We start from the raw sequence: 24,716 nt of genomic DNA, 5'->3' as shown, positions 1-24,716 counted from the left end.
ATAGGTTTTAGAAAATCTTCTCCAGTAATGTTCTTTTTCGTTTCACGTGTGATTTTTCACTAAGTATCCAGGTGCGGATACTAGATTTTACCAATAATATTTTTTCTCTTTAATAAAGTTACTGTTGTGACACTTTCTAACCACATAGCAACTATATTAAAGAGAACTAATGTATCTAAGCTGGTAAACAGTTATCATTCTCTACTGATACACCACCAATTGTAATTAATATACCTTCTTTTACTTAACACTTTTTCACAACTGGTACTTCGCTGTAATCAAATGTAGCAAAGAAGAAATGAAATACCTAGATTGATATAAACTCTTCGTTTCCTAAAAATCATTCCTTTTCGAATATCTTCACCTCGGAAAGAAGCCTTATCTCTTTTTTAATTAAATGCTTCATTTTCACATATTCCCCCTTTTCCCGGAACGATTCCATACAAAACAAAAGGGAAATACATATAAACTATGTACCTCCCTTTTATTTTGTACCCAAATTTTATTACTGTGTTACAGTCATAACCTGTCCACTACGATCAACCATAATTTTCATTTTACCGTCTTGTGCGTTATATAACCCTAATTTATGCAAATCTTGTTTACATTCTTTTACGAAGAATGGCAATGTGCGAATTTGATCAATATCAGAGCTCGTAATGAAATGAATTAAATGATGCGTCATTTCTTTTATATCATGAACAAGCTCTTCCTTTTCTCGCTTGAGCCTTTCATTTTCAGCTCGTAATACATGTAACTCACCTTCAAGACCACGAGCATTCCTTTCACCTTTTGAACGCTCTGCAGCCATGCTAGAAAGCTTATAGATCCCATCCATGAACTGATGTAGTTCATGCTCTTTTCTTTCACTACACTGGCTAATCGTTTCAAAATTATCAACAATACCAGATATAACTGTTACAAGGCTTTTTTCGTTCTCTGTATTTGGAACTTCATTTCTTACTTCTTGTTTGTTTTCTTTTTTCATTTCAACAATCGGTTCTTTTACAGGCGTATATTTTCGCTTTCGTCCTGGTTTTTGTTTTTCAATATTTTCAAACGGTATTTCACATTTTTTTAATTTGTAATACGTATTTTGTAATTGACTTGCTGTTTTTGGAAAAAGATTTAGTTCTTTTTTACTAACGTATTTTGAAATATTAATAATGTTTAAACCGTGACGTTGTGAAAATTGATACACTTCATACAGTAACTCTAGCTCAGACTTCAGCCATGTAATTGTTGATTTTTCATATACCCGCATCCCGCCATGTTTTTCTATTTCTATTTGAAATAATACCATTCTATTATATAAATCAACTAATTCTTCATACTCTACTCGGAATTGTTTCTCTATTTTTTTTAATTCCTCTTCTAGTTGCACATCGTTCATTTTATTATTTGACATGTTTTGTAAAAGATTTAATACATTGATTGCTGTGTGGTGATACATAATCTGTGCCACTCCCCCCTCATCCTTTCACAATTCTCATCCGACTCCCATGTCATTTCAGAAAATAGCAATTTTTGTATATCCATATTATAACATTTCAAAATTATCTGTCAAATACTAAACATACAAAAATGTATAGAAAGTATAGAAATAGAAAAATTACTTTTGATTAATATGTATAATTACATATTAATTATATTATATGGTATTTCGGATATGTTTTCACCGAAAAAGTTTGCGTTACTACGCAACCTTACTAGCATATTCCAAAAATACGCTCTCTTATATTTTTAAATAAACAAGCCCGCTATTTATTTATTAAACGAATTGAAAATCTCGAAGTAGAGACTATTCATACAGCCACAAACACTCCAAAACGTCCCATCTTTCCGCCTATACAGAGTATAGAATACTAAAAAGGAACTAGCCAGTACTACTTACACATGGCTAGTTCCCTCCTTCCCTACTAAAAGAATAGAGTTGTATATCGGTTCTTCAAACCCTCAATTAAAGGCTCTATTCTTCTACTGACCTAAAACTACTCCATATCTCTGGTCTTAATCGTATAGGGCTCTATTAGGCACTGACCTCGCTAGATTCTCTCTTCCAGCCAATAAAAGCTTTTAAAGCACTAACTTATCAACTAAACCAATTAACTCTTGAATATCTGGCTTACTTACTTGCGCATTTGCTCCTACAGCTTCGCCTTTATGGAATAATTCATTTGTAATTAATGAAGAGAAAATAATAACCGGTAAACGATTCATTACTTCACTATCCTTAACAACTTTTGTTAAATGATGTCCGTCCATTTTCGGCATTTCAATATCAGTAATTAACAGGTGAATATGTTCAAACATTTTTTCACCTTGCTCTTTCGCTAACTTTTCAATTTGTGCTAATGCTTCTGCACCATTGCTGAAAAAATTCATTTTCGTATATCCAGCTGATGATAATGTTTCTTCTAATATTTGACGAAGCATCGCTGAATCTTCTGCAATATAAATAACTTTTTCAGCTCGATCTGTTTTCTGTTCTAACCCTGCAAGTGATTTATTATCATAACCAGTACCACTAATTTCGCATACAATTTTCTCATAATCTAATAATAAAATGATTTGCCCATCTAGCTTTACAATACCAGATGTCGTTTCTTCTAATCCCATAGATAATGAAGCTGGTTCATCAATTTGTTCCCACGAAATACGTTGAATACGATGCACTTCATCAACGCGGAAAATAACCTTCATTTGATTTAATTCTGAGATAATAAATTTCGTTTGATCAAGTGGCTTTGTCGATTTTAAATTAAGAGCCGTTGCTAAGTTAATAACAGGTAAAATTTCACCACGTACTTGAACAACACCTTCAACTGCATGATGAGATTCTGGCACAGTTGTAACAGGGAATGGATTAATGATTTCACGTACTTTCATTACGTTGATACTAAATAGGTTGTCACCAACAGTATATGTGACAATCTCTAATTCATTTGTTCCACTTTCTAATAAAATACTTTGTGCTTGTGACATAAAGGTGTCGCTCCCCTTCCATTAATTCCGTATATCTAATTATTAAGCTTTATTAAACCGAAAAAGTCAACTACCTATATAAAAAATATAGATAGTTGAACGATTTATTTATCCCGCTATTTGCGGGTAGTAAAATCCCCACCTCAAAAATTGGCTAGAGAAAAGAAGTTAGGTAGGAGATCACATTCCCGTAAACGCCCGATTGGTTCACCTCATAATTAGTGGGGCATGAACATCCCCCACTAATTAAAGTTTCACTTTATTTAAAAAGACGCTTAATCTTGTATAAATGAAGCAATTGCCTCTAATAAAACTTCTTGCGCTCCCACAATTTCTGTCGGCAGTGCTTCCCATTTTTTCGAAAGTTCCGTTTCTACTCTGATTCTTAGCTCCGGATTCATTTCTTCTAACACATATTCTTTCGTCGCTATATCAACATCCAATAGCGCGAGGGCATATAATTCTGGATCATTTATTTTTTTAAATAATTGTTTCAATATAGCTGGTGCTATATGTTTTAATTTTTCAATATGAATTTCCTTATCCGAAAATAGTAACTCATATTGAATAAACGTAACATTATCTTTAATCACTTTAAAATAACAATTATTTTTTTTATCATTTACAAAATAACCGTTTGGATCTGCAATAATACTCTCTACTTTACGAATTAAATCCGGCAAACTACTCGCCGCCATTACAGTCCGCTGCTCAACCTCACTTGGCGAAATGAATGTAACGCGATACTTATTTTGCGCCATCCTCCTCACCTCTCCTTTTATAGAAATCTATCATCACAAATAAACTTATTAGTCCATCTAACACGCTAAGACCACAGGTATTATTCATACTACACTTCATTTACATCTTCTTAAACTACTCTAGTAACAATGCATAGCTTTGTTCTTACATCAGTCGAGACTCTATTAAACAATAAGCGCCACCACACTTCGCTTACCGCTTCTTCAACTCCTCTAGTAAACTCTCCATATCTCTGTCCTTACACATCGGTCGAGCACCCTCATAGGTACTGACCGCGCTACCACATACCGCCAGATCCTCTCTCAAAACCTAAAAGAGGGCTTTTAAGAGCTTTTCAACAACTCGATGTTATTGAACCAAAATGCAATCTGCTGATCCGTTATTCCTGATAGTGTAATAAAAAACTCACGGCATTTCATCTCGTCCTTGAACAGTTGATACTTCCATTCTCCTTCGTTACCAACACTTATGAAATAAAACTCATGAATACGGCCAATAATTGTTTGCTTTTCACCAAATGAATATGCAGGTACTTGCTTAATTTCAAATTGATCAGGTAAATATATATGCTCTTCTCGTTCCATTTTTAACACTTGCTCTGCAAGTTCACGTTTTTTTTCGAAAAAAGGCAATTGTAAAATTCGCTCTTGTCTTGTCGTCATACGAATAAAAAACCCTTTCTACTACATTACAATTTTACTTTATGATATATTATCGAATTAAGTTTACAACTTCATTTAATACTTCATCTGAAACTTTAATTACTTTCGCATTTCCTTGGAATCCACGTTGATAAAGCATTAAATCAACAAACTCTACGGATAAGTCTACGTTTGAACTTTCTTTTGCTGACCCTCGTACATTCCCTGCACCATTCTCACCAGCAACACCTATTCCTGGAATACCCGCTGATGGTGTCGCAACGTAATTTCCATTCCCTGTTTTCATTAATCCACCTGAATTTGGGAATGTAGCTACAGCTAGTTGTCCTACAACTTTCATACTACCATCCGAATATTTCATCATAACGAAACCACCGTCAGAAATAGAGTAGTCATTTGCAATTGCAGCTGGACGCCCCGTTACTTCTGTTGTAGAAATAGTTTTCCCTGTGGGATAATTTGTTAATCCGCTTAAATCAAGTGTTAGACCATCACCAAAAGGAATTGTAATAGTTCCACCTTTAGTAATTTCACCAGTTACTGGATCTTTTTGTACAGGTTCATCTGTTTGCTTTAAATTTCCCAATGTATCAAATATAAGCGGTTTGTTGTCCGGCATGCCTTCAATAGGCTTAAATTCTTTTTCGTTTTTAGAATCATTTCTTACAGAAACTGAATATGTATATTCACCTTGCTTCGGCTTTTCAACTACTTTACCATCTACAGTCTCTGATTCAGTCTTTTGCTTAATATTTACACGTAACGTTAACGAGTTCCCTTCCGCATCAAAAACTGTGAATTCGTGGGATAATGCATTTTGGTTTCTAGGAAGGTTTCCGCCTATTGTCGCTTTATCTGTTTGAATCCCACCAACAGCTGATCCCATTGGAATATGAATTGGGCTTGGTCGTGAAGAAAAATCTACTTCTTGTGTTCCTGTTTTTACACCATAACCTAGTACATACTGTCCACCTGTATTTGTAACATAGCTATCTTTCGATACACTAAAAGATCCTTTTCTCGTATACTCTACATTTCCAGCATTACGATCACCAACTAAAAACAAACCGTTTCCTTCTATCGCTGTCTCCATCTTATCACTAGTTAAAGTAATAGAGCCATCACTAAAATCTGTAGATGTCCCACTGAACTTTACACCGTTACCAATACTCTTTGGATTCGTACCAGCATAAGCACCATCACCACGTGAACCAACCGTATTATTATATAGCAAATCATCAAAAATAGCTTTTTGCTTTTTATATCCAACTGTTTGTGCATTTGCAATATTATTTGAAGTAACACTTAATGCATTTTGTGCTGCATTCATCCCTGTAATACTTGTATATAACGCTTTAATCATAACCTTTGTACACTCCTTTTATTAATCTTGCTTAACCTCTTCATTTTTTTCTATATCATCTTTCTTCTCATCTTCCGGATTAGTTTCTGTTATCGGTTTATCAGAAACCCTTTCTATGAAACGAAGTGAGACAATTTGATTATCAACAATAAGTTGCACATCGTTATTTTCAGCAAGTCGAACTGTTTCCACTTGACCAGTCACTTGCTTTCCATTATTGCTTACACCTCTAACGTACTTTCCTAAAAACTTCATCCCTCCATCAAGAGCCGTCGAATACATCGTTGATTGCAGTTTATCTACTGCTTTCGTCATATTCTGTACTTGCTCCATAAGCGATAGCTGTGCTGTTTGGTTCATCATTTGGTTCATATCCATCGCATTAAACGGGTCTTGATGTTGAAAGCTTGCTAAAAAAAGTTTCAGGAAATCATCTTTATCCATAATACCGGGTGTTTTTTGAGTATTTGCTGATACTCCGTTTGCTTGTTGAGCTGTCGACTGTGCACCAGTAACAGATGCGTTTTTTGTTTGTGCTCCTGCTTGTAACGGAATATGATTTGTACTCGTTGTATTTAATCCAAATGTTGGCACACTTTATTCCTCCAATAATCCCGCAAATTCTTTTGAATGTTGTTTTTCATGTTTCGTACTTGCTAATTTTTGTTTTTGTCTTTGCTCTTGTTCTCGCTGTTCTTTTCGATTTTCATCTTTATCTGAATAGCTAATTTGAATATTGATTTCTTTTTCTTTTAACTTCAATCTCAATTCATCAAAAATGATTTCAACACGTTTTTTCGCATCGTGTTTTTCCATTTCTACGTGAACATCAATTTGATCTCCATGTTTTTTCATAAACACCGTTAATGTACCAAGTTTTTCTGGGTTTAACTGAAATAAAACACGCTCTTGTTTCACTACAAATTTTTGCAACGCTTCTACTTGTGCTTCCATTTTCTTTCCTAAGTCAGGTAACGTAACTTTCTCAGCGCCACTATTTGATTTTCCTATTTGATCCGTACCCGTTGCTTTATTTAGTAACTCCGCACCCGTTGAACTCGAATCGTTTAACACATCACCTTCAGGCAACTCTATCTTTACATCATCGCCCTCAGCTTTTGGAAGATCTACATCTAAGCCTTTGGAATCTTCTTGTTTCTTTGCAATATTACAAGTTTCTGTTTCTATAATTTTTAATGCTTGCATCGTTTGCTCCGGCATCTTCATTTTGTCTAATACCATTTGCATTGTATCTTCTAAACATATAGCATTTTTGATATTCATATTTGAAAGAAGCTCTTGCAACTGTTGTAATTCATTGGCGGGTAATTCGTTAAGTTTTATATTCCCATATTCTTTATATAGCTCTTGTATTTTTTGTATGTATTGATATAACAATTCCGGTTGCACACGTAATTGCTCAATTGCAACCATTTGCTCAGATACAGCTAATAACAACTGTTCTGTCTCTTTTTTTTCTTCTTTCTTTACAATTGGCTCTTCTTTCGTTACTGATTGTTTAGAAAGAATATATTCTTTTTTTTCTTCTTTTGGTGCTTCTTCTCGTTTCATTTTCTCCGTTTTCGGCTGCTTTTTATTTTCCATTCTCATCGTACGATCGAATGAAGAATCTTCACTTTTTGATTGTACTTCTAGCCCTTTTTCTTTTTGCGGAGGTAAACTTTGTTGCACCGGTAATACAGACTGTATCACTATATTCACCTCATCCATTCATACACATTTTCAAATCAAGAAGCATTTTTTCTTCCTGCTTTTCTCGTACTTTAGCCAGCTTTCTACAACCTTCTTGATACATCTCATCAATGACACGTTCTTTTTCTTTTACTTGTTCTAAAAGGCTTTCATTTTTTCGAATAAAATCTTCCGTTTTTTTAATTTTCCGATTCCATTCTTCTATTCTTTCAGGTGAAAACGTATGTGACGAAAGCATGCCAGCCATTATACGCTGCCCAGTTTGTACGACTTTACTACGCGATTTCACAACATATAAATCATATTCTTTTTTTTGTTCTATTTTTCTTTTTTCAGCTGTTAATTCATACACTTCTTTCAAAATCTGTTCTTTTTCTTGATTTATTTGCAATTTTATCGTGTCGTACTGCTGCTTATCCACCTGTTTTCATAGCCCCTTCCTATTATAACGTTCTCTTTTTCTATTATATAGTTTTTTTCCAAAAAAATCTGTGAAATATTAAAAAACAAAAAAATAAGACCTCTTGGGCAGAGGTCTTATACTGTATGGTGCATCGCTTCAACAATATCATCAAATTGGAAACTATCAGATCGACCTTGTTTTAAAAACGTATTTATACCTTCTACTTTGTTTTTACATTCAAAAATATAAGCATTTTCTGCATTTTCTTGAATCGTCCCTAATTTAAAATACAATTCATTTTCTTTATAAACAGATAAGATTTTTCTCATTTCATTTGCAAGTTGCCAATGAGTTGGCGAAACGATTTCTTCCATAATCCTACTCACTGAGTCTAGCACTGAAATAGCAGGGTAATGACTAAGTGTTGCAAGCTCACGTTTTAATACAATATGTCCATCTAAAATACCACGCGCTAAATCTGGTACAGGGCCGTTTAAATCGTCTCCATCGACGAGTACGGTATAAATACCTGTTATGGATCCCTTTTGTGTTTTCCCAGAGCGCTCTAACAGCTTCTTCATATAGCTTTCCATTAAGAGTGTTTTACCACCGATCGGCAACTCTTTAACGGCAATATCAACACTTCTACGCGCGTCAGCAAAACGAGTAACAGAGTCCATCATAAGAAGTACGTTATTACCTTGGTCTCGGAAGTATTCAGCGATAGATGTTGCAAGCTTAGCTGCGCGAAGTTGCATAAGGTGACTTTCATCTGACGTTGCTACGACAACGACGCTTTTCTTCATACCTTCCTCGCCTAATTCTTTTCGAATAAAGTCTTTTACTTCCCGGCCACGCTCTCCTACTAAACTAATAACGTTTATATCAGCTTTTGCATTTTTTGCAATCATTCCGAGTAAAGTAGATTTACCAACACCTGATCCAGCAAAAATACCAATCTTTTGACCGATGCCAATTGTTAGCATAGAATCAATAGATTTGATTCCCGTTTCAAATACATCGGTAATCTCTTCCCGTTCAAATGCATGAATAGGCGGAGCATCTAACTTTATTTTTTGCAATGGAATGTTTTCAGCGTTTTCATTTAACACTTCTCCATTTGCGCTTAACACTTTTCCGAGTAAATGATTCCCACGAGGTATGACAACATCTTCTGCAACTAATGTAACTGAATCTCCATAACATACTTTTTCTGTTTGCTCAAATGGAAGTAGCATATTGTTTTCTTTTTCAATCGCAATCACTTCACATAAAACATTATGTTCCCCAACGAAACAAACATCTCCAATTTTCGCCTTTGGCCCTTTCGCTACGAAAAACTGTTCTTGTACACTATGAACTTTACCGACTTTCGTATAAAACGGGGTTTCAATAAACGTATTCCATTTACTATGTTCGTTCATGAGCTTGTTATTCATACATTTTGCTCCTCAAATAACTTCCCCTCTTCCCATTTCTGGCGAAGTTTCGCAAATATAGGTGCAAATTTAAATTCAAAGAACTCTTTCTCTTCTTCCAGAACAAATTCACCGAACTGCAAGGAGAAATCATACTTCCATTCTACTAATTGTAGTAGCCAATATTCTTTCGTATTTTCCTTCTCTTCTTGAATACGTTCAAATGTTTCTGGATGTACTGTAATGACTAATTTTTCAAACGAAGTAGGCAACGTTTGAACGATACCAGTTAAAATAGGTAACACATCGAGCACGCGCGAATCTACTGCTTGATTTACAATTTTTTCTGCTAGTTGAAAAGATTGATCCCATAATAACTCTGTCCATTCATATGCTGTTTCTTGTTGTTCTTTTTGAAACTGCATACGTGCTGCTTCCATCTGTTCCATTTGTTCATGAATATGCATTTGAAATTGTTCTTTATCTTGCAATAGCTGTTGACGCTCTCGTTCTAACATTTGTTGTTCTTGCCTTAGTTGATTCATTTCCATATGTAACGATTCTTGTTGCGCGCGAAGTTCTGCGTGATCAACTTGTAATTCTTCCTCTTCTATATGAACTGCGGCTGACTTTGGAAATTGTAATTCATACGTTTCTTCAGAAAAAGAAACAGAATTCTTCGGAATTCTGTTTTTAAATAAGGACATCATCTTCACCTCTTTGAACGATAATTCTTCCTTCCTTCTCTAGCTTTTTAACTGTGCCTGTAATCGTTTGCTGTGCCTTTTCAGCATCCGTCATCTTAAGCGGTCCTAAGCCATCTAATTCTTCTAGAATCATCTCTTTACGGTTTGAAGACATACATGTAAATAATTTCTCTTTAATTTCTTCTTTTGCAATTTTAAGTGCTTTCGCAATAACACCGTTATCTGTAATTTCTTCTAATACACGACGAAGTGCAAGAGCTTCAAGTCCGAGTAAGTCTTCAAATACAAACATGTTTTCTTTAATTTTCTCAGATAACTCATAATCCATTTCATCCAGCTTTTGAAAGACTGTTTTTTCAACACCTCGTGAAACATTATTTAAAATGTTTACTATTGTTTTCAAGCCATCCGTTTTATTAATTGCATTAAATGCCATATTATTTAATTTTGATTTTAATAAATCACCAATTTGATTTATTAATTCACCATCAACTTGCTCTAGCTTCGCAATCCCCATTACCGTTTCTACTCGCTTATGATCTGGTAATCTCTCAATTAATTGAGAAGCAAGCTGCGGTTTAATATAAGAAGCGATAATCGCAATCGTTTGTGGCGACTCATCATTAAGTACAGTAAGAAGCGGTTCTAAATCTGCAAGTGAATTTAAGAATTCAAACGGATTATCTTTGTTATACCAAAGATCTTCCAATAATTTTTCTAGTTCGTCTTCTGGCATATTTTTAAATATGCGACGAATATATTCTTTATCTGGAGTCACTAGGTTTAATTCTTTTACATTTAATTCATATAAGAACTCCCCTAGTACATTTTCTAACGTTTCCGGTTTATATACACGAAACTTCGCGATTTCACGAAGTAATACTTCTTTTTCCTCAGCCGTCATATATTCAATGACTTTTGCTGCCACCCCTTCTTCTAATGTACGAATAAGGATGGCAGCTTTTTCTTTGGAGGAGATTTCATCTAACATCGTTGTTCCTCCCTTACTGTCCATTTAACCATTTTTTAATTACTTTTGCAGTACCTTCTACATGTTCTTTCGTAGCATCCTGCACTTGTTCATCTAACGTCGGTTCTGTCGGTCCTTCTGGTTCAGGTTTTGGTTCTGGTACTATTTTTTCTTCAGGAATTTCCATAATACTTTCACTACTTGCAGCAATTTCCTCTTCTGCTAAGTATTCTTCATATTCCTCTTCTTCTTTCTTTCTCTTACGTCTTGCTAATAGGAACCATACTAGACCACCAATCGCTAATAAACCAGCTGGAATTCCACCGAATAACCACCAGTTTATACCACTTTCTTCTGGCTCTTTCTTCTTCTCTTCTTTCGGCTGATCGAACTGAACAGTTACAACGTTAACTTGACCGTTTGTAAAGTTTCCATTCGGATCAGCTTGAAGCCCAGCAGCTGTGCCGATTGCTTCTTTGAAAGTAGTCATATCTATTTTTCGTTTTACTAACGTATCGTTGTCTACCCATACTACAACATTTGTTTTCGTTAATTCTGGGTGTTTCTTAATTGTTTCAACTGTTTTATCTATTTCATAGTTTTCAATTTTGTTACCATTTTTATTATCATAGACGATTTTACCATTTTGATTATTGTTCGTACCGTAATTTGGCACTTCACCGTTCGCTGTAATACCAGCGCCTTGTTTCGTCTCTGCTCCTTCTTGTGCAGTAGAGCTTTCTTCTTGCTCTTGTTTACTACGAAGTACACCTTTATCACCATATTTTTCTGACTGGCGTGTAACTTCATCATAGTTTACAGACACTTTCGTATTCACTTTATATTCATTCGGTTTAAACATCGTCATTAACGTTGCATCAATATCTTGCTTTAATTTACCTTCAATTTGTTGCTGCATCTCTACTTCTTTTTCATAAGAAGAGGAACTAGTAGAATGCGCTTCATCTGCTCCTTTTGAGATAATACCTTTTTTGCTATCAATCACACTTACTTCTTCTGCTTTTACACCTGGAACTGCTGCACTAATCATTTGCTGTATACCTGCAACCTGATCTGCAGTTAATAATTGGCCACGTTTCACACCTACAGTAATTGCCGCTGTTCCTTTTGCTTTTTCTTCATCAAAAATTGTCTCTTTTTCAGGTAATGTAATTTGAACATTTGCCGTTTCAACTGTCGCAAAGTTTCTTACGATATCTTGCTCCAATTGCTTTTTCGTACCGACAATTTGCTTCATTTTTTTATCTTGCTCACTTGAACCGAGCGAGCTTTCTAATAAAATTTCCTCACCGCTTTTAGAATTAAACGGTAAGCCCATCCCATTCATTTCTTTTCGAACCCATGGAGCATCATTTTTTTGCACACGAATCGAACCATCGGCTGCTAATTGATAATCGACACCTAACTTCGATAATTCTGCTGTAATCTCTTGCTTATCTGTATCATTTAAATTTTGATATACAACAACATATTTATCTGGCAAGGTGAAGTATAAAAGTGCTCCTGTTACAATCGCTAAAAGCGCAGCACCGATTACTAACTTATGCCACGTTTTTAATGATTGGATAACATTTTTTATCTTTTCCATTTAAACACACCCGTCCACTTTCCTAAATTTGCATATTAATTAGTGACTTATAATTTTCGATAAGATTATCACGTACGAGAGCAGCCGTTTTCATTTGGGACTCTGCCTTCTTCTGCTGAATTAAAACGTCATGCGTTTCCCCTACCCCTTTAGTTAGTAAATCGTATACTGCTGTTTGCGCATTGTTTTGCGTTTGATTCATATCTTCCAATAAATCAATAAACTTTTTCCCCTCAACTACAGATGTTTGAGACGTTTTCGGTGCACCAATTGACTGAATTGCTCCAAATGGTTGCGTATTTAACATTGGTTGGATTTTCATATTACTATATTCCCCCTTATCCTCTGCCAATTTCTAAATCTTTATCAAGCATTTTTTTATTCGCATTTAATACACTTGTATTCGCTTCGTACATTTTTTGGGCAACCATTACATTCGTCATTTCAGCAGTCACATCAATATTTGGATAGCGTACATATCCTTCTTCATTTGCATGCGGATGTGTTGGATCATACACTAAGTTTTCAGTTTTATCTGCTTCAATACTTTTTATTTTTACTCCATTTGTAGGAGACCCATCTAACATATTTGCAAAACTATTGTTTGATTCTAGCACTACACTACGACGCTCATATAAATCCGTCCCTGGAGCAGCCGTTGTATTTGCATTTACAATATTGTTAGAAGTAACTTCCATCCACTTTCTCGCTGTCGTTAGCCCTGAGCCACTTGCATTAATTGCCTGAAACATCGTTGTCTCTCCTTCTACTATTAACGTCCGCGTGCCGCTTGGTTAATTGCATATTGTGTATTAATCGCGTTAATTGAAATACCGTATAACTGATTTGCTTTCATTAAATCTAGCATTTCTGTCGTTACATCCACACTATTTCCATCTTTATTCGTTTGCATTGATTTTGTTTGCATCTTTACATATGTATTTTTCGCATTCACTGTCGGTAAGTGCATTTCATTCGTTTGATATAAATCTGGATTGCTCTTTAAGTCCGCAGCATTGTTTTTATATAATGCACTACTTTTATTCATTTGCTCAGCAAATGTTACATCTTGTGCTTTATAGCCGGGTGTATTCGCATTTGCAATATTACTAGAAACAGTATTTCGTTTCGTCACTAAATAATTCATATAATGGCCTACATCACTCACTAAATCTGGCATATTCCACACCCTTTCTTTTTTAACTTCATGATCCACTGATGGAAGTTTCACTTCATTATTTATTTTCTTATATGTATTTATTAAAATATTAACAATCATGTACCCTTACATATTTTATTCCATTTTTCCATTGTTGTCTTTATAAAAATATAAAAATATAAAAAAGAATACAAAAAAAACTGTATACAACCAATAATCTATGAAACATTTCAATATATAATCTACAAACTCAAGTTCATTTTCATATTATTTAAATTACTACTTTTTTTCATTACAGTCATAAAATGAAACCTCAATCAGCGGAAGTCTTTATTTAAACAAAGGAATGGATCCCCTCTTAAAAAGGGAACCCGTTTCTAAACTCTATCACTAAAATTTACCGTAAAATGAATTAGCTTTCATACGCCCATCATTTGTCATAATCATTTCTTCCAAAATCTTTTGCTTATCTCGAATATGCTGCGCCGCCTTAATAATGAATGGACTTACTTCTGCTGCAACTTGCGCACGCGTTTCTTCATCTAGTGTCATCATCCAACGATTTAACATTTCACTCTTCTCAGCAAACTCTTCATCTGAAACTTGTAATTCACCGATTTCATTAAAACAGCCGACAAACGTCCGATAAATATCATTGTTCATTTTCAAGTGCTCCGCGGTAACCGTCTATTAAATCTTGTAACACTTTCACAATCGTATCAATGTCTTTGGCTTCACGTGTTACTTTCATCGTTTGAATTTGAATGCTAATCCAATCGTATAAACCGTAAAGACTATCATATAAATCTTTCGTAATCTCAGGATTTAATTGAAGTTTTAATTCTTCAAAAATACGTTCTAACTTTTCAAGAAGTTCATCACCATCTTGAATTTTGAATGTATTTAAAAGCTCTTCCAATTTACGAAACTCGATAATACATTTTTCATAAATAAATATTGTATTTTTAATCGGATTACTCGTCATAATATCATTTTGCATATAACGTTGCCATGCTTGCATACAATCACTTCCTCAGCTTTCATTAGTCATCACTTTTTGTTTTTGTCATTGCTTGAATTGTCTTCAACTGACTATCAAGCAATGCTAACTGACTTTCTAATTTTGCATATTTATCAATAATTGTTTTTTGTTTTTCCTTATTAACTGTATCAATATCTTGAATTTTTCTCTCTAAATCAGTTACTTGCTTTTCAATACTTTTAGAACGTTTCCCAATAATTCCTTCATCTCCAAATATCCCGTCTAACTTTTTCTCTGTATTATGACCTAAGCCATTCAAGCCGAAGAAAAATTGTTTCGTAGATTCCGGATTCTCTTTAAAAGCTGTTTTCAATTTTTCTTCATCAAGAGTCATATTACCTTTTTTATCAATTTGAATTCCAAAAGAAAATAAATACTTATCATCTTGGGAAAAGTTAAAAATACTTGTCATTGCATTATTAATAGCAAATGACACATTATTCCCTTGCATTACTCCATTTTCTCCAGCAAATAAATCCAAACTTTTAACAGCCTTATTATACTCGTCTTTCATTTTTTTTATTAAGTCTATCGAATTTTTTATATCAGAATCTTCAATAGTTAATTTTATTGGCTCTGTAGTTTCCTTTTCTAAATTAATAGTTAATCCTGGAATTGTATCAATCTTATTTGTTTTACTAGTTCCTTTTATTCCATTTATTGTATACTCAGCATTTATTGCTCCTGTCACTTGATGTGCAACAACATTCGTTCCATCCGTATTTTTCGCAGAAGTAACTAGCCCTATATTTTGTAAAAAATCATTGGCGCCATCAGTTAATTTTAGCTCTCCAGCTTCTCCTGCAGTAGTCGATGTGAAAAATAGTTGATCCCCTAAAGTATATACTGATGCACCGTAATTCCCATTATTTATCTTATTGACAAGATCTTTATACGTCATATCTTTTGAGATTTTAACTTCTTTTCCATTTATCTGAAATACATCATCTACTCCGAGTTTTAAATCTAAACTAAATTGTTGCTCCATACCTTCAGGAGTTTTTGAAGGAGTAAGTGGAGCTGTAGTTACTTGATGTCTTTCAGCTACTCGTTCTACTGTAATTGTGTATGTTCCAGGAATTGCAGCAGCGTCAGCTTGTGCTTTCATAAAACCATCTTTGGATAGAGTTGTTTTCTTTTCATCACCTTTAAATGCGTATAGATCTTTGAACACTTGTACAAGATTTGCAAATTCTTTTTTCATGCTTGCATACACATTTTTTTCATTTGTTAATGTTTGTTTTTGTGTAGTATAGGGTGATTTTTTCATTTCCAATGCTTGTAACTCTAAATCGACTAACTTCTTTGTATCTATTATGTTATTTCCTAAATTCCATATTTGTTGTCTGCCACCATAATCAGATATTGTTCCTGCCATATTTTTCACTCCTTATTGTTTACATATAATCTAAAATACTCGTTTTACTCATCGTACTAACTGCCTTAAGTGTTGCTTCATACGTCGCGTTTATATAAGCTAAATCAGAAATTGCTACCGCTAAATCAACATCCTCAATTTCTTTACGGTTTTCTTGAAGTGCTAAATTTTGCTCGCTTAAAATTGTTTTAAACGTCTCCATTGTGTTCATTGTTGAGCCAACTTCAGTTGTGCGATTAATGATGCCATCTAAGTTTTGCTTATTTTCTTCTAATAACGGTTGTAACGCTTTTGGGTCACCGTTTTGCATCGCTTCGCTCATCTGTTTTAATGTTTTTATAACCGGGGATAATAATGCATCTCCGTTCCGGAACGCTTTGAATTCATAACCGTCATTTAGTTGCCAGTTCACATCATTTTTTCCACCTTGATACGTACCATCTTCTGTAAACGGTGGATTCTCTGCACTATCACCACCGAAAATATAACGACCTTGTTCTTTCGTATTCGCTAAATATACGACTTGCTTTAAAATTTGATCAATCTCTACACCCATAGCCTGCAATTCTTTTTCACTATTTGTCCCGTTTAATGCTTGTACTGTTAATTGGTCTGCTCTTGTTAAAGACTTCAACAAGCTTTGTAAAGTATTTTCAGTTTGTGTTAACACGTTTTTGGAATCCGTTATATCTTTTTGCATTTGCTCCATATTCGCCAATGAATGTTGAATTGCAAATGATTTACTTGCCGCAAGTGGATCTTCACTCATAAGAAGGTTTTTCTTCCCTGAAGTTACTTGATTTCGATGGTATTGTTGTTGCACATTCAAATCCATTAACTGATTCTTTGCCCAGCTTGCATTTTGAAATGTAGATACTCTCATTTCTATCTCCTCCTTATATATTTCCAATCAATTACTATCACTTATCGAATAATCGAAAATAGACTATCAAACACTTCATTCATCGTAGTAATTGCTTTAGAGTTTGCGACGAAATATTTTTGAAAGGCCATTAAATTAACCATTTCCTCTTCCATATTAACGCCTTCAACACCCATCTTTTCTTGCTGAATCCCCTCTAATAAATCCCCATGAATTTTTTGATAAGCATTCACTGCACTTTTATCAGATGCAACACCAACTACGAATTGGTCTAATGCTTGTTTATAAGAAAGACTTTCTTTATAATTTCCATCTGTAATTGCTGCTAGTTTATTTGCTGTTTCAGCTGATATTTTCATTTTCGAAACATCTTTTGCAAATTCAGGGTTTAATTTCATATCTTTCGCTTGATCTCCAACGAAGAACTCTTTTCCCATTACTGTGTTCACTTCATTCTTTACAGAGCTCATTAATTCTTCAAGGTTTTTCTTATAACTAGCAATCTTCGCTTTCGTATCGATCGCTGATTGGATTGCTCCACTAGTTAAAGGAATTTCCGAACCGTAAATTTCAGCAGTCATTGGTTCTTTTTCTTTATTTAATTGAAGTGGATATGTATCTTGTCCATTTACTGTTAAAACACCATTCATTCTAACACTCGCGATATTAGGATTCATAGATTCATAAGACACTTCTATATTTGCATACTTAGACATTTCTGTAATGATACGATCACGTTCATCCAAAAGTTGATTTGGCACTTGTGTACCTGCTTGTCCAATTTTTTTATTCGCTTCCGCTAAGCTGCCAGCAAGACGATTAAATTCATTGACATGCGCTTCAATATCTTCTGTCGTTTGTGCTGCTGCTGTATCTAAGCTTTTCGCCAGACGATTTACTTGACTTGTAAACTTCCCAGTTTCAGAAATTAATGTATCGTAGTAATTTGGTTGTTCTGGATTTTTTGCAACTTCACGAAAGGCATTAAAGAAGCCATCCATTAAACTAGATAATGAATTCTTTCCTGTCGTTCCAACCATAGATTCTACACGTGATAAAGTCGAATTCATATAGTTATAGTAAGAGAGTTGAGATAATTGATCGTTAAACTGTTTCGTCTTCACTTCATCTGTAATACGGTCAACACCTAACGTTTGTACACCATAACCTATTTTTTGTTCTGGTGAATAGCCATGACTTGCTCCAGCCGATCCGTAATTCACCATTTGACGCACATAACCAGGCGTATGAATGTTAGATAAATTTTGTTTCGTCGTTTGTAATCCCATTTGTGCCGCTAACAAACCCGATAACGGCGTATTATAATCAGATAGTCTCATAATGTTTCACTTCCCCTTTACAATAGTTCGTTCATAAAGATTTGTGAATTATTGTTTCGCTCTAAATTATATTCAGAAACGGAATCCACAATACTTTCTGTAGTTTTTAATAGTACGTTTAAGTAATATTGATTTTTCAAAAGAATCATTTTTACATTCTCTTCTAATTCAGCTACATTTTTTTGTAATTCTTCCATTTTTTCAATTTCTTCATGAGAAAAATACGAAAATAACGCACTTACGCGAAATGATTCCACGCCCTGTTCTTTACAAAACTGAACAACCATTTCTTCAAATGAACTTGATAACTTTTTTAAACCATCAATGTACTGCAATTGCTCTACTTGTAACTTTTGAACTGCATTTACATTTTTATGTTTTAAATTCTCATATATTTGTTCTCCAAGCGCTTGAATGTTTTCATATGCTTTTTGAATAATAACGAGCTTTTCATATAATTGTATGTACATATAGCTTCCTTCCCTTTTATAAGACTAAATTTACAATTAAACCGTGGATTTCTCCAATTTGATTTAACATTTCTAAATGTCCCGTTTTCGTATTAATTAAATTCATAACATCTTCTAACTCATTTAATCCCATTTCCGCTTGTTTCACAATCGTCATTTTCTGTGAATATCCGTAACGCGGATGACGAGACATGACATCTTTATATTGCAATACATTATCTACGTAAAAATTCAAAAATGATTTTACTGTATTTTTGTATTCCATTACATTATCAAGCGTTAATTCCATTTCAATTTTCTCTTTAATTTCTCCAATGTTATCGACAAATGCTTCCATTTGTTCTAACAATTTATCTTTTTTCGGATCTGCATGCAAATTATCCGAAAATGCAAGTCCTGTCCTGACATTTGCTTCTTTCGGCATTTGAGTAGCAGGCGGTATATGCGATAAAATTGGATTATGCGAGATCGAACGCAGCATATATATCACCTATTTATTTTTTTATTTCTTCCTAAACTTAATCGTAAAATCCAGTTATTTATAATTATACTCTGAACACTAATATTTTGCAGTTATTTTTTATAAAAGATATGTTACAATTTAGCATGAGGTGGCACAAATCTATGAATATTTTTCTTTGTGGTTCAAATCAATTAACAGCATTAGATCAAGAAGAAATAAAAAAATTTTTAACTGACTATGCTCACAAACATAAAATTTACATATTATGTTATAAATCTATCGAAAATGAGATTCTTCGTTTTTTCATCGAAAACGAAAGACTCGCTCAAAATTTATGCCTTTACACGCTACAGCCGTTACAAGCATTAACAGATGAATTTCAAGAGGTCGTTGATTACTTAAAAAGACATGGAGCCGAGTATGTTACTTTTGATCATCCTTCCGACTCCATTTACCGATCGGATTATATGTTTTTTGTAAAACAAATAATCGAAGATACCGATTTAGTTCTCTGTTTTTATAATGGGGACAAGCATACATCTGTCATTCCCGTTGACGTTGCAAAAGAAGCAGGAATGGATGCTGTTATTTATGATTTACCAGGTTTACATGAAAAACAGATGAAAAAAAACTTTGAACAAAAAATCCGTATGATGTAAAGGGGGAGGCACAATATCGTTATTGTGCCTATTATAAATATGATAATTGAACAAGATTACGATCATTTTATCGCGAGTTTTAAACAACAATTCAATATGGATATCGCTTCATATAAACAAGATAGAATGCGTCGTAGAATCGATGCTTTTATTTCGAGAAAGGGCTTTGGGAACTACACTAGTTTTTTAAGCAATTTACGTACCGATCAAAATTTATTTTTAAGTTTTATTGATTATATTACAATTAACGTTTCAGAGTTTTTTAGAAATAAAGAACGGTGGCAAACGTTAGAAACGAAAGCACTACCAAAATTACTCGAACAAAATAACGGAAAATTAAAAGTATGGAGTGCCGCTTGCGCTGCTGGTGAGGAACCATATACACTCTCTTTAATTTTATCGAAACATTTAGCTCCATTTCGTTTTGAAATCCAAGCAACAGATCTTGATTTTCACATTTTAGAAACTGCAAAACGTGGTCAATATACAGAACGTTCTTTAAAAGAATTACCTATCGATTTGAAAGAGCGTCATTTCACAAAAGAGAATGATATATATTCATTACATCAAAATATTAAGCAAAACGTCACGTTCAAACAACACGACCTGTTAATGCAGTCGTTCGATACAAATTACGACTTAATCATTTGTCGTAATGTAATGATTTACTTTACAGAAGAAGCAAGAATAAAACTTTATGAAAAATTTAGTCGCGCTTTACGAAAAGGCGGCGTATTATTTGTTGGTAGTACTGAACAAATTTTAACACCTGAACGATACAATCTTCAGCGCTTTGATACATTCTTTTACGAAAAAATATAAAAGAGGTCGTCACAATGTAAAGTGACGACCTTTTTATATAACTCGAATTAAAATAATAGCAACAATCCATACAAAGAGAAAAAGAAATGTCATAGACCATTTATGTTCTTGCATCGTTTGTTTCAGGGCCTGTGATAATTGTGTCATATTCATTTCTGCGAGCGCTCTCCATACACTTACATCCCGCTCTTTAGCAGTGCGATCTGTAACGCTAATTAAAATAGTTTCGTTAGACAATTTCGTTATGTAAGCAGTAATAACCGTTACCATTAAATTTATATTTCCTTCTGAAGAATCACTTTCCACTCTAGAAATGAGTGCACTTACATCTAATAACGGAATATGTACCTTTCTACCAAATGATAGTTGTACTTCTGCGAAATCATACGTTCCATCTAACAAAGGAAGTTCTTTTATATGCGCCTGCTTAACAAGCCCTAGTAAACTTCTCATTACTTGTTCAAATACTTTTTCTGTTTGCTTCCCTTCTCCAGATAACGTATGCAACTTTTTAAAGAGTTGTAACACTGTATCCATCTCTTTAGAAAGCATTTCCTTCATAACCTTTCCATCACCTAAACTCGCAAGTAAAATCCCTATTTCATTATTTCTCGAAATAATCTTAGACTGTCCAGTAAACACTAGATTACTATGCTTTCGTTCTTTCTGGATTTCATGTTCCGAAATAGCTGCAGGCTGTTTTAATGGTTGTAGCGTCTTATTTTCAATTGTCGTACGTTTAATCTCCATCTAAGCGCCTCCATTACTATGAAATAATTAGCCCCATTCTTTATTACTTTTTAAAACTAAAAACAATACGAATAAACCTGACATGATAGCAAATACATTAGAAGCTTGTATTCCCTGTTCACTTTTTGCTTCTTTCTTATCTTCTGGCTCTTCTTTTTTCTCTTTCTTTTTCGAAATGACTTGATTGTTATTATCTTTATCTTTTTGAGCCTTCGCTTTATTTACTTCCTTGTTGTCTGTGAGAGGCTCTTTTATAACATAAGTAATTTTTTCTTTCTCTTTCAATGGTTCTTTTATAAGATCGTTTACTTTCTCTTCTTTTTTCGGAATTTGAACAACTGGCAGTTTTTCTTCTGGAAGCGGGATTTCTACTTTCGAGTCTTCCTGCTTCTCAGGTTCTTCCTTAACTTCTAATTTATCTTCATTCTCTCGTTCTTCTATCTTTTTATTCTCTTCTGGTTTTTGCTCCAAAATAGAAACGATATACTCACTTTCCTCAACCAGTTTATTGCCGGCCGCATCCACTATCTCTACAAGTATTTCGTATGTCCCGATTGGCAACGCATCCGTTATTTCAAATACTTTTTGCCAATCCATGTCGCGCTTATTGTAATCTAATAAAAATGTAATCTCTTTATTTTCTTTCCCTTTTAATGTAACACGAACCTCTTTCACAACTGATTCTACGTCTGTCGCCTTCACTCGCACACGTATAGAATCGCCTTGTTTCCGTTCAATTAGCTTCTCTTTCGCCTCGTCAACAGTAACTTTATGCAACTTCGGCAGTTCTTTATCTATTGTTGGCGTGTCATTATTTATACGAATAAATGGGACTTTCACTTCATTTTCTATAAGCTCCTCTTTCTCAGTTTCTTTAGAACTTTGAATGAGCTGAAGATTCCAATCACCTTGCAAATCAAAAGTTTCGACCTTGTAGTTAGCAATCCATCGCTTTGTTTCCTCTTCATACTTAAACGATAGCATTCTTTCTTGTTCATACTGATCGCCGTTTTTTGGCAAGCGCAAAATACCTTTTATACTTTGAACATTTTGCTCTTTCGGCTCTACAATAACCCGCACTTCTTCGCCAACTTTTAATTCCGACTTATTTACTGTAATAACCCCTTGATCCGTCTCTATCTTTTTTTCGACCTCTTGTTCATTTGCTACTTCTTGTTGTTCCTCTTTACCTTGATTCAATTCCACTTGCTCTGGCTGCTCTTGAACTTCTTTGTTTTCTTCTTGTACATTCATTTCATTTAGTTTTTGATCTGGCTCAATTTGTTCTTCCGCCTGACTTTGCAGAGGGAAGAACAAATACATATGTATGAATAACCAGCTCATTAGAAAAAACTTTACGTTTTTCATCTACTAGCTCAAACTCCTATTTCAACGACTTATAGCGATTTCGTCACTTTTACTCCAAAAAATCCATCTACATTTACAAGTTCACCATACGCCACCAATACATCATTTACATAAATACGAATTGGCTCGTCAATATCCTCATCCAGTACAACCGCTTCATTCTCTTGTAAACTTAAAATATCTTGAATTGTTTTCACTGTGCTTCCAAATACAAATTTCACATTCATTTCTACATTTTGTAAGATGGATGTATCCATGTATACTGGTTCCATTTGTTTTACTTCTTTAAATTCAATAGGTTGCACAACAGGTTCTACAATTTTTTCTTCTTCAATTTCTTCCGTAACAATCTCTTCTTCCTCTTCCATCATTGGATATAGAAGTCTTCTTACCATTTCTTTCGCTTCTGAAATCGGTAAAATTTGATACATTTTCGATTGAAGCAGGTCACCAATTTCAAGGTTGAACGTAATTTGGACGAGTTCGTCCACTTTCATTGACTCTCCCAAATATTCCATTTCTTCTTTTAACGTTACGAATTTAACATTTGGTGGTGTCATGTCCATTTTTTCTTGAAACATTTCTGACATCGCCGTCGCAGCATGCCCCATCATTTGGTTCATGATTTCTTTAATGCCGCTCAGTTCTAATTCACTAAGCTCCTTCTCTGGATCAACTTCCCCTGTTCCCATCATCATTAAATCTACCATTGTTAAAGCGACATCTTTCGTAAATACAAATACATTCTCATTCTTTAGCCCTTCAACAAAATCAACATTTAAAATAACAAACGGAACTGGTACTCCGTCATAATGACGAACATTGATTGATTCTACATTGGGCGTACTAATTGTAACTGGCTGATTTAATAGTGTTGACAATACTGTTGAAGCTGAACCAATTGAAATATTTGCAATTTCACCAAGGACATCTTTCTCTTCTTGTGTTAAATGCTCTTTTTCAACTTGTTCTTCTACAATCTCCGTTTCCACTACTTCTGCTGGCTCATCTTTTCCTTCTACTCCACCAGATAATTGCATTAATTTATTTACCATTCGTTTCGCATGTTCAACTGAAACAATTTGCACAAGTTTAGAGTTTACAAGATTATCTATCTTTAAATCAAACGATACTTTAACAATCGTTTGATTCCCATCGATTTCAGAGATTTTCTCCATTTCTTCTGATAACTTTACAACTTTAATTGTCGGCGGAGACATATCTACTGTATCTTGGAAGAATTCAGACATAGATGTAGCTGCGAACCCCATCATTTGATTCATCGCTTCTTGTACAGCACTTAGCTCTAATTCACCAAGTTCTTTTCCGTCTTCCACTTCACCTGTCCCCATCATCATTAAATCAGCAATGGATAATGCAACATCTTGCTTAAGGACAAGAAGGTTTTCCATATCTAATCCTTTTGTAAAATGAATGTTTAATACAACGTGTGGAACTTCGACGTCGCTTGAATCATATAAATCTACCAATTCTATGCGAGGAGCAGTAATACTTACTTGCCTATTTAAGATTGTTGATAATACAGTCGAAGCTGAACCAAATGATATATTTGCAATTTCGCCAAGAATATCGCATTCTTGAGGCGTTAAATGCTCATTTTCTTTTTCTAGCACAATTGTGCTCGTATCCCCTTTTGTGTGTTGCTCAGGCATTTTCTCTGCCTCCTCATTTCTGTTTTTCTATCAAATGATATAAACTCTCATTTCATTTTAACAAACTTATTATATAAAACGTTAATATGTATTTATTCCCATTTTTAGATTCGTAAC

The 24,716-nt window shown here is 34.2% G+C and carries 27 protein-coding genes; 2 read left to right on the top strand and 25 right to left on the bottom strand.

The genetic code is table 11. The features are described from left to right. Window positions 1-505: 505 nt before the first annotated feature. The 22 genes from NHG49_RS08795 to NHG49_RS08690 form a co-directional block, all read right to left on the bottom strand. Window positions 506-1,453 (bottom strand): DNA-binding domain-containing protein, encoded by a 948-nt coding sequence (locus NHG49_RS08795; RefSeq protein ID WP_222660900.1) that lies wholly within the window; start codon window positions 1,451-1,453, stop codon window positions 506-508. 623 nt (window positions 1,454-2,076) lie between these two features. Further along, window positions 2,077-2,985 carry a chemotaxis protein gene (locus NHG49_RS08790; RefSeq protein WP_222660585.1) on the bottom strand — a complete coding sequence of 303 codons (909 nt, stop codon included), beginning with the start codon at window positions 2,983-2,985 and terminating at the stop codon, window positions 2,077-2,079. Window positions 2,986-3,260: 275 nt separating this feature from the next. Continuing rightward, window positions 3,261-3,746: a LysR family transcriptional regulator gene (locus NHG49_RS08785; protein ID WP_258125808.1), complete on the bottom strand. Its 486-nt coding sequence runs from the start codon at window positions 3,744-3,746 to the stop codon at window positions 3,261-3,263. Window positions 3,747-4,070: 324 nt separating this feature from the next. Beyond that, on the bottom strand, window positions 4,071-4,409 hold the full coding sequence (locus NHG49_RS08780; RefSeq protein WP_258125807.1) for a DUF3964 family protein: 339 nt from the start codon (window positions 4,407-4,409) through the stop codon (window positions 4,071-4,073). 49 nt (window positions 4,410-4,458) lie between these two features. After that, on the bottom strand, window positions 4,459-5,772 hold the full coding sequence (gene flgE, locus NHG49_RS08775; protein WP_258125805.1) for a flagellar hook protein FlgE: 1,314 nt from the start codon (window positions 5,770-5,772) through the stop codon (window positions 4,459-4,461). Between the two features lie 21 nt (window positions 5,773-5,793). Beyond that, window positions 5,794-6,366: a flagellar hook assembly protein FlgD gene (locus NHG49_RS08770; protein ID WP_258125803.1), complete on the bottom strand. Its 573-nt coding sequence runs from the start codon at window positions 6,364-6,366 to the stop codon at window positions 5,794-5,796. Between the two features lie 3 nt (window positions 6,367-6,369). Next, window positions 6,370-7,485 carry a flagellar hook-length control protein FliK gene (locus tag NHG49_RS08765; RefSeq protein WP_258125801.1) on the bottom strand — a complete coding sequence of 372 codons (1,116 nt, stop codon included), beginning with the start codon at window positions 7,483-7,485 and terminating at the stop codon, window positions 6,370-6,372. A gap of 10 nt (window positions 7,486-7,495) precedes the next feature. After that, entirely contained in the window at window positions 7,496-7,906 is a 411-nt protein-coding gene (locus tag NHG49_RS08760) for a hypothetical protein (protein WP_029440761.1), read from the bottom strand. Window positions 7,907-8,022: 116 nt separating this feature from the next. Continuing rightward, entirely contained in the window at window positions 8,023-9,327 is a 1,305-nt protein-coding gene (fliI, locus tag NHG49_RS08755; protein WP_098251843.1) for a flagellar protein export ATPase FliI, read from the bottom strand. Next, window positions 9,324-10,013 (bottom strand): FliH/SctL family protein, encoded by a 690-nt coding sequence (locus NHG49_RS08750; RefSeq protein ID WP_258125798.1) that lies wholly within the window; start codon window positions 10,011-10,013, stop codon window positions 9,324-9,326. The genes fliI and NHG49_RS08750 overlap by 4 nt, the downstream gene beginning before the upstream one ends. Beyond that, window positions 10,000-11,004: a flagellar motor switch protein FliG gene (locus tag NHG49_RS08745; protein ID WP_048561266.1), complete on the bottom strand. Its 1,005-nt coding sequence runs from the start codon at window positions 11,002-11,004 to the stop codon at window positions 10,000-10,002. The genes NHG49_RS08750 and NHG49_RS08745 overlap by 14 nt, the downstream gene beginning before the upstream one ends. Before the next feature lie 13 nt (window positions 11,005-11,017). Beyond that, entirely contained in the window at window positions 11,018-12,592 is a 1,575-nt protein-coding gene (locus NHG49_RS08740; RefSeq protein WP_258125796.1) for a flagellar M-ring protein FliF, read from the bottom strand. 22 nt (window positions 12,593-12,614) lie between these two features. Beyond that, window positions 12,615-12,914: a flagellar hook-basal body complex protein FliE gene (fliE, locus tag NHG49_RS08735; RefSeq protein WP_000701682.1), complete on the bottom strand. Its 300-nt coding sequence runs from the start codon at window positions 12,912-12,914 to the stop codon at window positions 12,615-12,617. Between the two features lie 16 nt (window positions 12,915-12,930). Further along, window positions 12,931-13,344 (bottom strand): flagellar basal body rod protein FlgC, encoded by a 414-nt coding sequence (flgC, locus tag NHG49_RS08730; protein WP_064476543.1) that lies wholly within the window; start codon window positions 13,342-13,344, stop codon window positions 12,931-12,933. Between the two features lie 20 nt (window positions 13,345-13,364). Next, entirely contained in the window at window positions 13,365-13,772 is a 408-nt protein-coding gene (gene flgB / locus NHG49_RS08725; RefSeq protein ID WP_258126830.1) for a flagellar basal body rod protein FlgB, read from the bottom strand. A gap of 369 nt (window positions 13,773-14,141) precedes the next feature. Continuing rightward, window positions 14,142-14,414: a hypothetical protein gene (locus NHG49_RS08720; RefSeq protein WP_001058076.1), complete on the bottom strand. Its 273-nt coding sequence runs from the start codon at window positions 14,412-14,414 to the stop codon at window positions 14,142-14,144. Continuing rightward, entirely contained in the window at window positions 14,404-14,772 is a 369-nt protein-coding gene (locus tag NHG49_RS08715) for a flagellar export chaperone FliS (RefSeq protein ID WP_098201787.1), read from the bottom strand. Before NHG49_RS08715 ends, NHG49_RS08720 begins: the two co-directional genes overlap by 11 nt. A gap of 22 nt (window positions 14,773-14,794) precedes the next feature. Continuing rightward, window positions 14,795-16,171: a flagellar hook-associated protein 2 gene (locus NHG49_RS08710; protein WP_258125794.1), complete on the bottom strand. Its 1,377-nt coding sequence runs from the start codon at window positions 16,169-16,171 to the stop codon at window positions 14,795-14,797. 19 nt (window positions 16,172-16,190) lie between these two features. After that, window positions 16,191-17,054 carry a flagellar hook-associated protein 3 gene (locus NHG49_RS08705; RefSeq protein ID WP_258125793.1) on the bottom strand — a complete coding sequence of 288 codons (864 nt, stop codon included), beginning with the start codon at window positions 17,052-17,054 and terminating at the stop codon, window positions 16,191-16,193. Window positions 17,055-17,095: 41 nt separating this feature from the next. Then, window positions 17,096-18,394, bottom strand: a complete 1,299-nt coding sequence (gene flgK, locus NHG49_RS08700) for a flagellar hook-associated protein FlgK (protein ID WP_258125792.1) — start codon at window positions 18,392-18,394, stop codon at window positions 17,096-17,098. A 17-nt stretch (window positions 18,395-18,411) separates the two neighbouring features. After that, entirely contained in the window at window positions 18,412-18,864 is a 453-nt protein-coding gene (locus NHG49_RS08695) for a hypothetical protein (RefSeq protein ID WP_048561273.1), read from the bottom strand. 16 nt (window positions 18,865-18,880) lie between these two features. Continuing rightward, entirely contained in the window at window positions 18,881-19,345 is a 465-nt protein-coding gene (locus tag NHG49_RS08690) for a YaaR family protein (protein ID WP_000946323.1), read from the bottom strand. A gap of 143 nt (window positions 19,346-19,488) precedes the next feature. On the opposite strand from NHG49_RS08690, the gene NHG49_RS08685 reads away from it, so the two are divergent. Continuing rightward, window positions 19,489-19,986: a flagellar motor switch protein FliG gene (locus NHG49_RS08685; RefSeq protein ID WP_258125790.1), complete on the top strand. Its 498-nt coding sequence runs from the start codon at window positions 19,489-19,491 to the stop codon at window positions 19,984-19,986. A 39-nt stretch (window positions 19,987-20,025) separates the two neighbouring features. Continuing rightward, entirely contained in the window at window positions 20,026-20,808 is a 783-nt protein-coding gene (gene cheR, locus NHG49_RS08680; RefSeq protein WP_258125789.1) for a protein-glutamate O-methyltransferase CheR, read from the top strand. A gap of 33 nt (window positions 20,809-20,841) precedes the next feature. Here the strand turns inward: cheR and NHG49_RS08675 are convergent, their stop codons facing one another. Genes NHG49_RS08675 through NHG49_RS08665 form a run of 3 tightly spaced genes read right to left on the bottom strand, consistent with a single transcriptional unit; the run spans window position 20,842 to window position 24,599 of the window. Then, window positions 20,842-21,558 (bottom strand): hypothetical protein, encoded by a 717-nt coding sequence (locus tag NHG49_RS08675; RefSeq protein ID WP_064476547.1) that lies wholly within the window; start codon window positions 21,556-21,558, stop codon window positions 20,842-20,844. A 27-nt stretch (window positions 21,559-21,585) separates the two neighbouring features. Then, the gene (locus NHG49_RS08670; RefSeq protein ID WP_258125787.1) at window positions 21,586-22,926 is read right to left on the bottom strand and encodes a transglycosylase; all 1,341 of its coding nucleotides are present in this window, start codon (window positions 22,924-22,926) and stop codon (window positions 21,586-21,588) included. Between the two features lie 29 nt (window positions 22,927-22,955). Continuing rightward, window positions 22,956-24,599, bottom strand: a complete 1,644-nt coding sequence (locus NHG49_RS08665) for a flagellar motor switch protein (RefSeq protein WP_258125786.1) — start codon at window positions 24,597-24,599, stop codon at window positions 22,956-22,958. Between the last annotated feature and the right edge of the window lie 117 nt (window positions 24,600-24,716).

Origin of the sequence: Bacillus sp. IBL03825 (genome assembly GCF_024712505.1) — a bacterium.
In the GTDB taxonomy this organism is placed as follows: Bacteria; Bacillota; Bacilli; order Bacillales; family Bacillaceae_G; genus Bacillus_A; species Bacillus_A wiedmannii.
The sequence above is the reverse complement of the archived record's forward strand: the minus strand, read 5'-3'. Positions and strand labels throughout refer to the sequence as shown.